At 46.2% G+C, this 14,205-nt stretch carries 9 protein-coding genes and 2 tRNA genes; all 11 read right to left on the reverse strand.

All coding sequences use genetic code 11. From position 1 onward, the window contains the following. Nucleotides 1-359 precede the first annotated feature (359 nt). On the reverse strand, nucleotides 360-4,586 hold the full coding sequence (gene rpoC / locus AAKU61_RS03505) for a DNA-directed RNA polymerase subunit beta' (protein ID WP_354329698.1): 4,227 nt from the start codon (nucleotides 4,584-4,586) through the stop codon (nucleotides 360-362). Between the two features lie 198 nt (nucleotides 4,587-4,784). Then, nucleotides 4,785-8,891 carry a DNA-directed RNA polymerase subunit beta gene (rpoB, locus tag AAKU61_RS03510; RefSeq protein ID WP_322120315.1) on the reverse strand — a complete coding sequence of 1,369 codons (4,107 nt, stop codon included), beginning with the start codon at nucleotides 8,889-8,891 and terminating at the stop codon, nucleotides 4,785-4,787. 255 nt (nucleotides 8,892-9,146) lie between these two features. Continuing rightward, nucleotides 9,147-9,515, reverse strand: a complete 369-nt coding sequence (rplL, locus tag AAKU61_RS03515; protein ID WP_322120316.1) for a 50S ribosomal protein L7/L12 — start codon at nucleotides 9,513-9,515, stop codon at nucleotides 9,147-9,149. Between the two features lie 50 nt (nucleotides 9,516-9,565). After that, a complete protein-coding gene (gene rplJ, locus AAKU61_RS03520) occupies nucleotides 9,566-10,102 on the reverse strand; it encodes a 50S ribosomal protein L10 (RefSeq protein WP_323492395.1) in 537 nt (178 codons plus the stop codon). A gap of 296 nt (nucleotides 10,103-10,398) precedes the next feature. Continuing rightward, the gene (gene rplA / locus AAKU61_RS03525; protein WP_354329701.1) at nucleotides 10,399-11,094 is read right to left on the reverse strand and encodes a 50S ribosomal protein L1; all 696 of its coding nucleotides are present in this window, start codon (nucleotides 11,092-11,094) and stop codon (nucleotides 10,399-10,401) included. Continuing rightward, nucleotides 11,094-11,525 (reverse strand): 50S ribosomal protein L11, encoded by a 432-nt coding sequence (gene rplK / locus AAKU61_RS03530; RefSeq protein WP_186886082.1) that lies wholly within the window; start codon nucleotides 11,523-11,525, stop codon nucleotides 11,094-11,096. The genes rplA and rplK overlap by 1 nt, the downstream gene beginning before the upstream one ends. Before the next feature lie 127 nt (nucleotides 11,526-11,652). Next, complete coding sequence (nusG, locus tag AAKU61_RS03535; RefSeq protein WP_354329703.1) at nucleotides 11,653-12,246, reverse strand: transcription termination/antitermination protein NusG; 594 nt, start codon at nucleotides 12,244-12,246, stop codon at nucleotides 11,653-11,655. Next, a complete protein-coding gene (secE, locus tag AAKU61_RS03540) occupies nucleotides 12,246-12,629 on the reverse strand; it encodes a preprotein translocase subunit SecE (protein WP_354329705.1) in 384 nt (127 codons plus the stop codon). Before secE ends, nusG begins: the two co-directional genes overlap by 1 nt. Nucleotides 12,630-12,665: 36 nt before the next feature. Further along, nucleotides 12,666-12,741, reverse strand: a tRNA-Trp gene (locus AAKU61_RS03545). Between the two features lie 94 nt (nucleotides 12,742-12,835). Continuing rightward, complete coding sequence (gene tuf / locus AAKU61_RS03550) at nucleotides 12,836-14,029, reverse strand: elongation factor Tu (protein ID WP_322120244.1); 1,194 nt, start codon at nucleotides 14,027-14,029, stop codon at nucleotides 12,836-12,838. Nucleotides 14,030-14,108: 79 nt separating this feature from the next. Next, nucleotides 14,109-14,183 (reverse strand) — tRNA-Thr (locus AAKU61_RS03555). Nucleotides 14,184-14,205 lie beyond the last annotated feature (22 nt).

The following is a 14,205-nucleotide window of genomic DNA, read 5'->3' on the forward strand; positions in this document are numbered from 1 at the left end:
GAGCTTAAAAACCGATCAAAAAAATAGACGAATACAGCCAGAAAAGCGAAAGAGTTTTTCTGAATAAAACAATATACTCCCCCTCATTTTTCATAAAAATGACTGATTGTCCAAGATTTATAAGGACAACTTAAAATACTCATTACCAGTATATTAAATTTACGACTAACAGCTTAGATAGATTTTACAGATAATTAAGTATTCATATCAAACTTCGCCTGGCTTGCTCGTGGCGCATTTGCATGCAAATTTCTAAACAATTTACAAAATAAAAACGGCACCGGAGACTAGCTGCGGTGCCGTTTTTTGCAATTACATTGCCTTAGCTTGCCTGCAAATGATGCATGCCTAGCATTAGATTACGCTTCGCCGTCGGCTGCATCCGTTGTTGCCGTTTCTGGCATTGGCGCGAATGCTGCTTTTTCTGCTTGCAACAAGGCTGTGCGTTCATCGGCTTCCCAAGTTTCTTTCAACTTGCGAGCGCGGTGGAATGCCAAACCTGTACCGGCAGGAATCAAACGACCCACGATGACGTTTTCTTTCAGGCCGCGCAGGGTATCTTTCTTGCCCATAATCGCTGCTTCTGTCAGAACACGTGTAGTTTCCTGGAAGGACGCTGCCGAGATGAAAGAATCTGTCGACAAGGATGCTTTAGTGATACCGAGCAAGATATTTTCATATGTCGCAGGGATACCGCCAGCAGCAGCAACTCTATCGTTTTCACCTAACAAATCAGAACGCTCAACTTGCTCACCGATGATGTAGTTTGCATCGCCTGGGTTAACCACAACAACGCGACGCAACATCTGACGTACGATCACTTCAATGTGCTTGTCATTGATCTTAACGCCTTGCAAACGGTACACGTCCTGAACTTCATCAACGATGTAACGTGCCAGCGCTTCGATACCCAACAAACGCAGAATGTCTTGTGGATCGGCCGGGCCGTCAACAATCATCTCACCTTTGTTCACAACTTGACCGTCATGTACCAGGACTTGTTTGTCTTTGGTGATCAGGAACTCGTGTTTCTCGCCGTCCATGTCGGTGATTTCCAGACGTTGCTTACCTTTGGTTTCCTTACCAAAAGCTACTGTACCTGTGACTTCAGCCAACATACCTGCATCTTTTGGCGAACGTGCTTCAAACAACTCAGCAACGCGTGGCAGACCACCGGTAATATCACGAGTCTTTTGTGATTCAGTCGGGATACGTGCCAATACTTCACCAACGTGAACTTGCTGACCATCTTTGACCGTAATCAGAGCACCGACTTGGAAGCCGATCGTTACTGCGTGCTCGGTACCAGAGATCTTAACTTCTTCACCTTGTTCGTTCAACAGTTTGACCTGTGGACGAACAGCCTTGCCTGCAGTACCGCGACGTTTTGCATCGATTGCAACCAGTGTAGACAAACCAGTGACATCATCGACTTGTCTGGCAACGGTAACGCCTTCTTCGACGTTTTCAAACTTCACAGTACCGGTGTATTCAGTAATGATAGGACGTGTCAGTGGGTCCCAAGTCGCCAATGCTGTACCAGCTTTGATGACCATACCATCTTTAACGATCAATGTTGCACCGTAAGGTACTTTATGACGTTCGCGCTCGCGACCGTGGTCATCCGTGATCAAGACTTCGCCAGAACGGGAAATCACAATCTGGTCGCCCTTACCATTAGTCACATAACGCATGGTGACGGTGAAACGAATCGTACCGTTGGACTTAGCTTCAACAGAAGACGCAATCGCTGCACGAGATGCGGCACCACCGATGTGGAAGGTGCGCATTGTCAACTGAGTACCTGGCTCACCAATCGACTGAGCAGCGATAACACCAACTGCTTCTCCCGCATTGACCATAGAACCACGACCGAGGTCACGGCCGTAACACATTGCGCACAAACCGTAGCGTGTGTCGCATGTCAGTGGCGTACGTACCTTGACTTCGTCGATACCCAGACGTTCGATCTCTTCTACAGCGTTTTCATCCAACAAGGTACCTGCGTCGTACAAATTGGCTTGTGTTTCTGGATTGACGATATCATTAGCTGCAACACGACCCAAAATCAGGTCACGCAAAGGCACGTTGACTTCACCGCCTTCAACAATCGCTTTCATTGACGCACCGTTGGCTGTACCGCAATCATCTTCGATCACGACCAGATCTTGGGTAACGTCAACCAGACGACGTGTCAGGTAACCGGAGTTCGCTGTCTTCAAAGCGGTATCGGCCAGACCTTTACGTGCACCGTGAGTGGAAATAAAGTATTGCAACACGTTCAGACCTTCGCGGAAGTTCGCGGTGATCGGTGTTTCAATAATAGAACCATCCGGTTTCGCCATCAGTCCGCGCATACCTGCTAACTGACGAATCTGCGCAGCAGAACCACGCGCACCGGAGTCAGCCATCATATAAATGGCGTTGAAAGATTCCTGCGTACCTTTAGTACCATCGCGGCGAATAACGTCTTCTACCTTGAGTTGATCCATCATGGCTTTACCGACTTCATCACCGGTCTTGCCCCAGATATCGACAACCTTGTTATAACGCTCACCAGCAGTTACCAGACCAGACGCATATTGCTGCTCGATCTGTTTCACTTCATGCTCAGCCGCTGCAATCAATGTGACTTTTTGTGGCGGTACCAACATATCATCGATACAGATAGAAATACCAGCGCGTGTCGCGAGGCGGAAACCCATTTGCATCAATTGATCAGCAAATACGACCGTTGCGCGCAGACCGCACTTACGGAAAGACGTATCGATCAGTTTGGAGATTTCTTTTTTCTTTAACGCACGATTAAGTACGGTGAACGGCAAACCTTTTGGCAAAATTTCTGACAAAATTGCGCGACCAACCGTGGTTTCGTAACGTTTGATCGTTTTAACGAATTCACCCGTTTCCAGATCTTTTGGAAATTCTGTAATACGCACGGTGATACGTGTGCTAAGTTCGACTTCCTTGTTGTCCCAGGCGCGGATCGCTTCTGAAACATCAGGGAACATCATGCCCTCGCCCTTACCGTTAATTTTTTCACGGGAAGCGTAGTACAGGCCCAATACGATATCTTGCGAAGGTACGATAGACGGTTCGCCGTTAGACGGGAACAGAATATTGTTGGATGCCAGCATCAGTGTGCGGGCTTCCATTTGTGCTTCGATCGACAAAGGAACGTGAACCGCCATTTGATCGCCGTCAAAGTCGGCATTGAATGCGGCGCAGACCAGTGGATGCAACTGGATCGCTTTACCTTCAATCAACACTGGCTCAAACGCCTGAATACCCAAACGGTGCAATGTCGGCGCACGGTTCAACATGATCGGATGTTCACGGATGACTTCTTCCAAGATATCCCAAACAACAGGCTCTTGAATCTCCACTAATTTCTTTGCTGCTTTGATCGTTGTTGCCAGACCCATCAATTCCAATTTATTGAAAATGAAAGGTTTGAACAATTCCAACGCCATCAACTTAGGCAAACCGCACTGATGCAATTTCAGTTGTGGACCAACCACGATGACTGAACGGCCAGAATAATCGACGCGCTTACCCAACAAGTTTTGACGGAAACGGCCGCCCTTACCTTTGATCATTTCAGCCAATGATTTCAGCGGACGCTTATTCGCGCCTGTCATTGCTTTACCGCGACGACCATTGTCTAACAATGAGTCGACGGCTTCTTGCAACATACGCTTTTCATTGCGGGTAATGATTTCTGGTGCGCGCAATTCCATCAGGCGCTTCAGACGATTATTACGGTTAATGACGCGACGATATAAATCGTTCAGATCGGAAGTCGCAAAACGACCGCCATCCAACGGTACCAACGGACGCAATTCTGGCGGCAATACTGGCAGTACTTCCATGATCATCCAGTCTGGCTTGATACCAGAACGTTGGAATGCTTCGAGTACTTTCAGACGCTTGGCGTACTTCTTGATCTTGGCTTCAGATTTTGATTCTTTCAGTTCAACACGCAAAGTCTCTGCATCACGGTCGATGTCGATAGAACGCAGCAATTCACGGATACCTTCGGCACCCATGAACGCCGTGAACTCATCACCATGCTCTTCATACTTAGCAGCGTAATCATCTTCCGACATGATCTGGCATTTTTTCAGCGGAGTCATACCAGGGTCGGTCACAACATAAGCTTCAAAATACAAAACACGTTCGATATCCCGCAAAGTCATATCCAGTACCATACCCAAACGGGATGGCAGTGACTTCAGGAACCAGATGTGTGCAGTTGGAGAAGCCAACTCAATATGACCCATGCGCTCACGACGCACTTTAGCCAAAGTAACTTCTACACCGCATTTTTCGCAGATAACACCGCGATGCTTCAAACGCTTGTACTTACCGCACAGGCATTCGTAATCTTTGATAGGGCCAAAAATTTTGGCGCAAAACAAACCATCGCGCTCTGGTTTAAAAGTACGATAGTTGATGGTTTCCGGCTTTTTTACTTCGCCGTAGGACCACGAACGGATTTTCTCGGGAGACGCGAGACCAATTTTGATCGCGTCGAATTGTTCGTTAGGCTGAACTTGCTTGAATAGATCGAGCAGTGCTTTCATGTGTGTCACTCCAGTGAGGTAAACGCTAGTGCTGGATGGTACAAGAGTTTTTTGCTTAAACCCTGTTCGCATCAACGGGAGAGCCTAGGTTTTAGTTAGGTTCCGCCAATACCGGGAACAAAAAATTCTAAACGGCTATAGATACTAATGCCGTCTCTAAGTTTTTGCTCAGAGACGGCTAATACTGCTAGTTGTCGCTTAATCCCGTGAGAGATCGATATCGATACCGAGGGAGCGAATTTCTTTGACCAACACGTTGAAGGATTCCGGCATACCGGCATCAATCACGTGATCGCCCTTGACGAGATTTTCGTACACTTTGGTACGGCCATTCACGTCATCCGACTTCACTGTCAACATCTCTTGCAAGACATACGATGCGCCGTACGCTTCCAAAGCCCAAACTTCCATCTCACCGAAACGCTGACCACCGAACTGCGCTTTACCGCCGAGTGGCTGCTGAGTAACCAGAGAGTAAGGGCCAGTAGAGCGGGCATGCATCTTGTCATCAACCAAATGGTGCAATTTAAGTACGTGCATATAACCAACTGTCACGCTACGTTCAAATGCTTCACCAGTGCGACCATCATACAAAGTCACTTGGTTCTTCGAAGGTGTCATACCGAGTTGCTTAGCGATATGGTCAGGATAAGCCAAATCAAGCATGCGACGAATTTCGCCTTCATGCGCACCATCGAACACCGGTGTTGCAAAAGGAACACCGTTTTTCAGGTTACTTGTCAATTCCAAAATATCGGAATCAGAAAAACCATCGATGTCTTCTTTTTTGCCAGATTCGTTATAAATCTGTTTCAAGAAGCCACGTAGCTCTTCGATCTTCACTTTGGCTTTTAACATTTCACCGATACGCAGACCCAAACCTTTAGCTGCCCAACCCAAATGCACTTCCAGAACCTGACCAACGTTCATCCGTGATGGAACACCCAACGGGTTCAACACGATGTCGGCTGGAGTACCGTCAGCCATGTATGGCATGTCTTCGATAGGAACGATACGAGATACCACACCTTTGTTACCGTGGCGACCCGCCATCTTGTCACCAGGTTGCAGGCGACGTTTAACAGCCAGGTAAACCTTGACCATTTTTTGTACGCCAGGTGGCAGTTCATCGCCCTGTGTCAGCTTGGTACGTTTTTCTTCGAAAGCCAGATCGAACTGATGGCGTTTTTCAGCGATGGAATCTTTAATCGCTTCCAAAGCTTTAGCCGCATCATCATCTGCCGGCCGAATATCAAACCAGTGATATTTATCCAGATCAGCTAAGTATTCCTTAGTAATCTTGCTGCCTTTTGCCAATTTAGCCGGGCCGCCATTAGCGACTTTACCAATCAACATACGTTCCAGACGTTCGAAAGCATCACCTTCTACAATACGTAACTGATCATTCAAATCAAGACGATAGCGTTTCAGCTCATCATCAATAATTTGTTGAGCACGTTTGTCGCGTTGGATACCTTCACGAGTGAACACTTGAACGTCAATAACAGTACCGACCATGCCAGACGGCACACGCAGGGAGGTGTCTTTAACATCTGATGCTTTTTCACCGAAAATCGCACGCAGCAGCTTCTCTTCAGGAGTCAGTTGTGTTTCACCTTTTGGTGTTACTTTACCAACTAAAGTATCGCCAGCTGTCACTTCAGCGCCGATATAAACAATACCCGCTTCATCAAGGCGTGCTAATTGATTCTCAGCAAGATTAGAGATATCACGAGTGATTTCCTCTGCACCTAACTTGGTATCACGAGCAACAACAGATAACTCTTCGATATGAATCGATGTGTAACGATCATCAGCTACTACTTTTTCAGAGATCAGAATCGAATCTTCAAAGTTATAACCATTCCATGGCATAAATGCAACCAGCATGTTTTGACCGAGAGCCAATTCACCCAGATCGGTGGAGGCACCGTCAGCCAAAACGTCACCCTTCGCAACCATATCGCCGACTTTAACGATAGGACGTTGGTTGATATTGGTATTTTGGTTAGAACGTGTGTACTTGATCAAGTTGTAGATGTCTACACCGACTTCACCAGCTTGTGCTTCAGCATCATTCACACGAATAACGATACGACCCGCATCGATGTAATCGACTTTACCGCCACGCAATGCTTGTACTGTTGTACCAGAATCGACTGCGACAGTACGTTCGATACCTGTACCAACAAATGCTTTTTCAGGGCGCAAACAAGGAACTGCTTGACGCTGCATGTTGGCACCCATCAAGGCGCGGTTTGCATCATCGTGTTCTAGGAAAGGAATCAAAGATGCTGCGACAGAAACTACCTGACCTGTTGCGACGTCCATGTACTGGATACGCTCTGGAGAAACTAGAATCGTTTCACCCGCTTCACGAGCAGACACCAATTCATCGACTAATGTGCCAGCACCGTCAATCGTCGCATTCGCCTGAGCAATAATGTAACGACCTTCTTCAATCGCGGACAAGTAGTCAATTTGTTGCGTGATTTTACTGTCAACCACTTTACGATATGGCGTCTCTAGGAAACCATATTCATTCAAACGAGCATACAAGGCCAGTGAGTTGATCAAACCAATGTTTGGTCCCTCTGGAGTCTCGATAGGGCAAACGCGGCCATAATGAGTTGGATGAACGTCACGCACTTCAAAACCTGCACGTTCACGTGTCAAACCACCAGGTCCAAGTGCAGAGATACGGCGCTTGTGCGTGATCTCAGACAATGGGTTGGTTTGATCCATAAACTGAGACAGTTGTGAAGAACCAAAAAACTCACGAATTGCAGCAGAGATAGGCTTGGAATTGATCAAGTCATGCGGCATCAGGTTGTCGGCTTCAGCCTGACCCAGACGCTCTTTGACCGCGCGCTCAACACGCACCAGACCAGCACGGAATTGGTTTTCAGCCAACTCGCCAACACAACGAACACGACGATTACCCAAGTGATCAATATCGTCGACTTCACCGCGACCATTGCGCAGTTCCACCAAAATCTTAATCACTGCCAATACGTCTTCGTTTGACAAAGTCATCGCGCCAGTCAGCTCATCACGACCGATACGGCGGTTGAACTTCATACGACCGACAGCGGATAAATCGTAACGATCTTCGCTGTAGAACAAGCCATTGAACAGGGCTTCGACTGAATCTTCTGTTGGCGGTTCGCCTGGGCGCATCATACGATAAATTGCGACGCGAGCAGCCATCTGATCCGCTGTATCGTCAGCACGCAAAGTCTGGGAAATATAAGAACCTTGATCCAAATCGTTGGTGTACAAAGTCTGGATAGTTCCAACCTTCGCGTCGCGCAAGCGACCCATCAATTCTTCTGTCAATTCATCATTTGCATTAGCAATCACCTCACCAGTATCGCCATCGACGATATTTTTAGCTAATACGCGACCCAACAGATAATCTTCTGGAACCGATATATGCTTAATGCCAGCAACATCGATCTCACGTACATGCTTAGCATTGATACGTTTATCTTTGGCGACAATGACTTTACCGGCTTTATCAGAGATATCGAAACGTGCAACCTCGCCACGCAAACGCTCAGAAACGAATTCCATTTCAGCGCCGTCATTATGCAAAGTGAAGTTATCAAATACGAAGAAGTTTGCCAGTATCTGCTCGTTGTTCATGCCAATAGCACGCAACAAGATGGTGACCGGCATCTTGCGACGACGATCGATGCGGAAGAACAAAATATCTTTAGGATCGAACTCAAAATCTAACCATGATCCACGGTAAGGAATAATCCTTGCCGAAAATAATAATTTACCTGATGAGTGAGTCTTACCTCTGTCATGCTCAAAGAACACGCCAGGGGAACGGTGCAACTGAGAAACGATAACCCGCTCAGTACCGTTGATGACGAAAGAGCCAGTAGTCGTCATGAGTGGCAATTCACCCATATAGACTTCTTGCTCTTTCATTTCTTTAACAACTGGTTTAGTTGGCGATTCTTTATCAAGAATTACCAAACGTACCTTGGCACGTAAAGGAGATGCAAAAGTAAGACCACGCTGTTGACATTCCTTGACGTCAAAAGCAGGATCACCTAAAACATAGGATAGAAATTCAAGACGTGCGAACCCGTTATGCGACACGATCGGAAATATTGAGGTGAAGGCTGACTGCAAGCCCTCATTTTTACGAGCAGACGCTGTTTTGTCTGCCTGTAAAAAACCTAAATATGACTCGAGCTGGGTCGCCAGCAGGAACGGAACGTTGTGAACGTTAGCGCGTTTCGCGAAAGACTTACGAATGCGCTTCTTCTCAGTAAATGAGTAGTGCATGGACACTCCGTTAGTGACAAGGAAGGATGGAGAATTCAGGATTCAAAACATAATTGGTGTAACAATTACAAAAAGAAACCTCAAGTCTCAGCCCTTAACCTTATGAATTTCCAGAACAAAAAAAATACAACTGAAACGACATTATCTAAACAACATCATTACAACGACAAAGAAGCCAAAGAGGAACCTTCTCTTTCGAGAAGATTCCTGTCTTTGACTTAGGCAAATCCCAAGATCTGCCTTATTATTACAAAATTACTTAATTTCTGCTTTCGCGCCAGCATCTTCCAATTTCTTCTTAGCAGCTTCAGCATCGGCTTTAGAAACAGCTTCTTTAACTGTTTTCGGTGCGCCATCAACTACGTCTTTGGCTTCTTTCAAGCCCAAACCTGTCAATTCACGAACTGCTTTAATTACGCCAACTTTATTTGCGCCAACTTCAGTCAGAACCACGTTGAATTCTGTTTGCTCTTCTACAGCAGCAGCTGGGCCAGCGGCTGGACCAGAAGACATTGCAGCAGCAGATACGCCAAATTTTTCTTCGAATGCCTTAACCAAGTCGTTCAAGTCCATTACGGACATCGCGCCTACGGCTTCCAGGATATCGTCTTTGCTAATTGCCATTTGAAACTCCAATTTATAAATTACATTAATTCAGTATTTGACGAAAAATCTTATTCAGCAACGGCTTCAGTAACTTCTGCTACTGGTGCTGCAGGTGAATCAGATTCTTTCTTTGCTGCGAGAGCGGCCAAAGCGCGTGCGAAGCTAGATACAGGAGCCTGCATCATACCTAACACTTGCGCCAACAACACTTCACGAGCAGGAATGCTTGCCAATGCCATAACGCCAGCTTTATCTAGCGATTTACCAGCATAGTTGCCTGCCTTTACGACTAGTTTGTCATTGCTTTTTGCAAAATCTTGAACAACTTTTGCAGCTGCAACAGCATCTTCCGAGATCGCATAGATCAACGGACCAGTCATTTCAGAAGCGAGGCTTGCAAACACAGTTCCCTCAACAGCACGACGTGCAAGTGTATTTTTCAATACTCGCATGTACACACCTTGAGCACGCGCATTAGCACGTAATTGCGTCAAATGACCGACCTGGATACCACGATATTCAGCTACGACGATAGTCTGAGCAGTTGCTACTTTTGCAGAGACTTCAGCGACGACGGCTTTTTTATCATTCAGATTGAGACTCACGGTCAACCTCCAATTATGATACTCAGTCTTCACATCAGGATGATGTGTCTCCCTCATATCGTTTCGAACACGGCGTCCGAAGTTAGGAGTTTTACTGGATTAACAGTATGTAACTACAAAACTTATCCGGGTACACCATCTGCGTTGGGTACTTGAGATTACTCTCTTGCGATTTAACTTAACTTATTAGAAATAAATTAAGCCCAACGGTCTTTGACACTCTGACTAATTAAAATTTATTAGCCAGCCCAAAGATTGGCCGTACATCTTTATCAATGTACGGACTTAATTCTTGATTAACCTGCCAGATTGCTATGGTCAACGCGTACACCAGCACCCATTGTGGATGACAGAGAAATCTTACGCAGATAAACACCCTTGCTGGAAGCTGGCTTCGCTTTATTCAATGCTTCAACTAAAGCTACCAAGTTTGCCTTCAGATCACCATCAGCGAAAGATTTACGACCGATAGTTGAATGGATAATACCTGCTTTATCTGTACGGTATTGAACTTGACCTGCCTTTGCATTTTTAACTGCTGTCGCAACGTCTGGAGTCACAGTACCAACTTTTGGATTAGGCATTAAACCACGTGGACCTAAAATCTGACCTAAAGTACCAACGATACGCATGGTATCTGGAGATGCAATAACGATGTCGAACGGCATATCGCCTGCTTTAATACGCTCAGCCAAATCTTCCATACCAACGATATCAGCGCCTGCAGCTTTTGCTTCTTCAGCCTTAGCACCTTGAGCAAATACCGCAACGCGGACTGTTTTACCAGTGCCGGAAGGCAATACAACTGAACCACGAACTACTTGATCTGATTTCTTTGGATCAACACCAAGTTGGATCGAAACGTCGATGGATTCATTGAACTTTGCTGTTGCGCATTCTTTGATCAAAGTTACCGCATTATCAAAAGAGTAAACTTTTAAACGATCAACTTTGGTTTTGAGCAATTTTGCTTTTTTGGATAACTTAGCCATTACAGTCCCTCTACCGTGATACCCATGGAGCGCGCAGAACCCGCGATAGTGCGCACTGCTGCGTCCATATCAGCGGCAGTCAAATCAGCGCGTTTTGTTGTCGCGATTTCTTCTGCTTGCTTACGTGTGATGCTACCAACCTTATCAGTATGAGGCTTCGCTGAACCTTTAGTGATGCCAGCTGCTTTTTTGATCATATACGTTGCTGGAGGCGTCTTCATCACGAAAGTGAAAGACTTATCAGCAAATGCAGTGATCACAACAGGAATCGGCATACCTGGCTCTACACCTTGGGTCTGGGCGTTAAACGCCTTGCAGAATTCCATAATGTTCAAACCACGTTGACCCAAAGCTGGTCCGATTGGCGGGGATGGGTTTGCTTTACCAGCTGGCACTTGCAGCTTGATAAAACCAATAATTTTCTTTGCCATGATGGCTCCTTCATTAGTTGAGTAGTAGCGCCCGGCATAGCAGTAAATGCAGTGATGGGCTCCTCTGTTTACTGCTTTTCAGTTTTTAAATTATTACTAACTTACCGTACTGAATGACGTTAATTCTTTACACTTTTTCTACCTGACCAAAATCCAGCTCTACTGGAGTTGCTCGCCCGAAAATCGTAACAGTGACTCGAACTTTCGATTTCTCGTAGTTTACTTCTTCAACATTGCCGTTGAAGTCAGTAAATGGACCATCTTTAATTCGAACAACTTCACCCACTTCATACAATATTTTTGGCCTTGGCTTCTCAACACCGTCTTGCATTTGCTGCAAAATCTTATCAACCTCACGCTGAGGGATAGGCGCAGGCTTATTTGATTTTCCACCTATAAAACCTGTAACCTTGCTGGTATTTTTGACCAAATGCCAAGTATCGTCCGTCATTTCCATCTCAACGAAAACATAACTTGGAAATAAGCGGCGCTCTGTTACTGCTTTTTTACCGTTCTTTACTTCAATAACTTCTTCGGTAGGAACCAGAATCTGTCCGAATTTATCTTGCATTTCTGCACGCTCAATGCGCTCCATCAAGGCGCGCTGTACGCTTTTTTCCATACCAGAATAAGCATGAACTACGTACCATCTTTTAGCACTTTTAGGCACAGAAACATTAGGTTCTGCACCATCTTGATCTTCCTGAATGTGCTCAGTCATTATGATTTCCATCCAAGAACTACATCTAACAATAGAAATTCGAGAAATTTATCAGTGCCCCAGAGAAAAAGAGCCATTACAAATACAAACCCAAATACAACTGCAGTAATTTGACCAGCCTCCTTACGAGTAGGCCAAACAACCTTTTTTACTTCGCGCACTGATTCTTTGGCAAAAGAAACAAAGTTACGCCCGGTTTCTGACGACCAGATCAATCCGACAGCAACCAATAAACCAACAACTAACGCTGCCGCACGAATATAACCCGGCTGATTCACAAGGATATAAAAAGCAGCAACACCAGCAACCGCAGCAACAATCGCCAGAATGATTTTATATTTATCATTCGTTGTGCTTACAGTTTGTACGGATTGGTTAGACATACTTTATTTACTTTCGGCGCCTTGTGGCTTTGATGGTGGCAGGGGCGGTAGGAATCGAACCTACAACCTTCGGTTTTGGAGACCGACGCTCTGCCAATTGAGCTACACCCCTACAACTTAGAACGACTTGACGAATATAGCGGCCTTGGCAAGCCGCTATATTTACTTCGAAATCAACTCAAAAACTTCTACAAACTCTGACTGAATTAATCGGCCAAGATTTTAGCAACAACACCAGCGCCAACTGTACGACCACCTTCACGAATCGCGAAGCGCAAGCCTTCTTCCATCGCTATCGGGTTGATCAGCTTGACTGTGATAGAGACGTTGTCACCTGGCATGACCATTTCTTTATCCTTCGGCAACTCGATCGAGCCAGTTACGTCCGTTGTGCGGAAGTAGAACTGTGGACGGTAGTTGTTGAAGAATGGTGTGTGACGACCACCTTCGTCTTTGGACAAGACGTAGATTTCACCTGTGAAGTGGGCATGTGGCTTAATAGAACCTGGCTTTGCTAACACTTGACCGCGTTGTACGTCTTCACGCTTAGTGCCGCGCAACAATACACCAACGTTGTCGCCTGCTTGACCTTGGTCGAGCAATTTGCGGAACATTTCAACGCCGGTGCAAGTCGTAACTGCAGTGTCGCTGATGCCGATAATTTCTAATGATTCACCAACTTTAACGATACCGCGTTCGATACGGCCTGTTACTACGGTGCCGCGACCGGAGATGGAGAAGACGTCTTCTACTGGCAACAGGAAAGCGCCGTCAACAGCGCGTTCTGGTGTTGGGATGTAGCTGTCTAGTGCATCAGCGAGTTTCATGATGGCTTCTTCGCCCAGTGGACCTTTGTCGCCTTCGAGCGCCAATTTCGCGGAACCTTGGATGATTGGCAGGTCGTCGCCTGGGAATTCGTATTTGGACAGTAATTCACGTACTTCCATTTCAACGAGCTCTAACAATTCAGCGTCATCAACCATGTCGCATTTGTTCAGGAATACGATGATATAAGGAACACCAACTTGGCGCGCCAACAGGATGTGCTCACGAGTTTGTGGCATTGGGCCGTCTGCTGCGGAGCAAACTAAGATCGCGCCGTCCATTTGTGCTGCGCCGGTGATCATGTTTTTAACATAATCAGCATGGCCTGGGCAGTCTACGTGGGCGTAGTGACGATTGGCTGTTTCGTATTCTACGTGGGCTGTGTTGATCGTGATGCCGCGTGCTTTTTCTTCTGGCGCTGCGTCAATTTGATCGTAGGCTTTGGCTTCGCCGCCAAACTTTTTGGACAATACTGTCGCGATCGCTGCCGTCAATGTGGTTTTACCGTGATCTACGTGACCAATTGTGCCTACGTTGACGTGCGGCTTGGTGCGCTCAAACTTACCTTTTGCCATTTTAGACTCCTAACGATTTTGATGAGAATGCTCAGGCACACGCCCGACAACTTTTAGATTTGAAAACAACACAGAAACATGGTGCCCTTGACGTGGATCGAACACGTGGCCTCTCCCTTACCAAGGGAGTGCTCTACCACTGAGCTACAAGGGCAGCTTGCTTTGCGCAGCATTTA

It is taken from the genome of Undibacterium sp. GrIS 1.2 (genome assembly GCF_040544435.1).
In the GTDB taxonomy this organism is placed as follows: Bacteria; Pseudomonadota; Gammaproteobacteria; order Burkholderiales; family Burkholderiaceae_D; genus Undibacterium.

What these genes read in the sequence shown, in the direction of transcription:
- rpoC (WP_354329698.1), bottom strand. Translation starts at nt 4,586, where the DNA reads ATGAAAGCACTGCTCGATCTATTCAAGCAAGTTCAGCCTAACGAACAA.
- rpoB (WP_322120315.1), bottom strand. Translation starts at nt 8,891, where the DNA reads ATGCACTACTCATTTACTGAGAAGAAGCGCATTCGTAAGTCTTTCGCG.
- rplL (WP_322120316.1), bottom strand. Translation starts at nt 9,515, where the DNA reads ATGGCAATTAGCAAAGACGATATCCTGGAAGCCGTAGGCGCGATGTCC.
- rplA (WP_354329701.1), bottom strand. Translation starts at nt 11,094, where the DNA reads ATGGCTAAGTTATCCAAAAAAGCAAAATTGCTCAAAACCAAAGTTGAT.
- rplK (WP_186886082.1), bottom strand. Translation starts at nt 11,525, where the DNA reads ATGGCAAAGAAAATTATTGGTTTTATCAAGCTGCAAGTGCCAGCTGGT.
- nusG (WP_354329703.1), bottom strand. Translation starts at nt 12,246, where the DNA reads ATGACTGAGCACATTCAGGAAGATCAAGATGGTGCAGAACCTAATGTT.
- secE (WP_354329705.1), bottom strand. Translation starts at nt 12,629, where the DNA reads ATGTCTAACCAATCCGTACAAACTGTAAGCACAACGAATGATAAATAT.
- tuf (WP_322120244.1), bottom strand. Translation starts at nt 14,029, where the DNA reads ATGGCAAAAGGTAAGTTTGAGCGCACCAAGCCGCACGTCAACGTAGGC.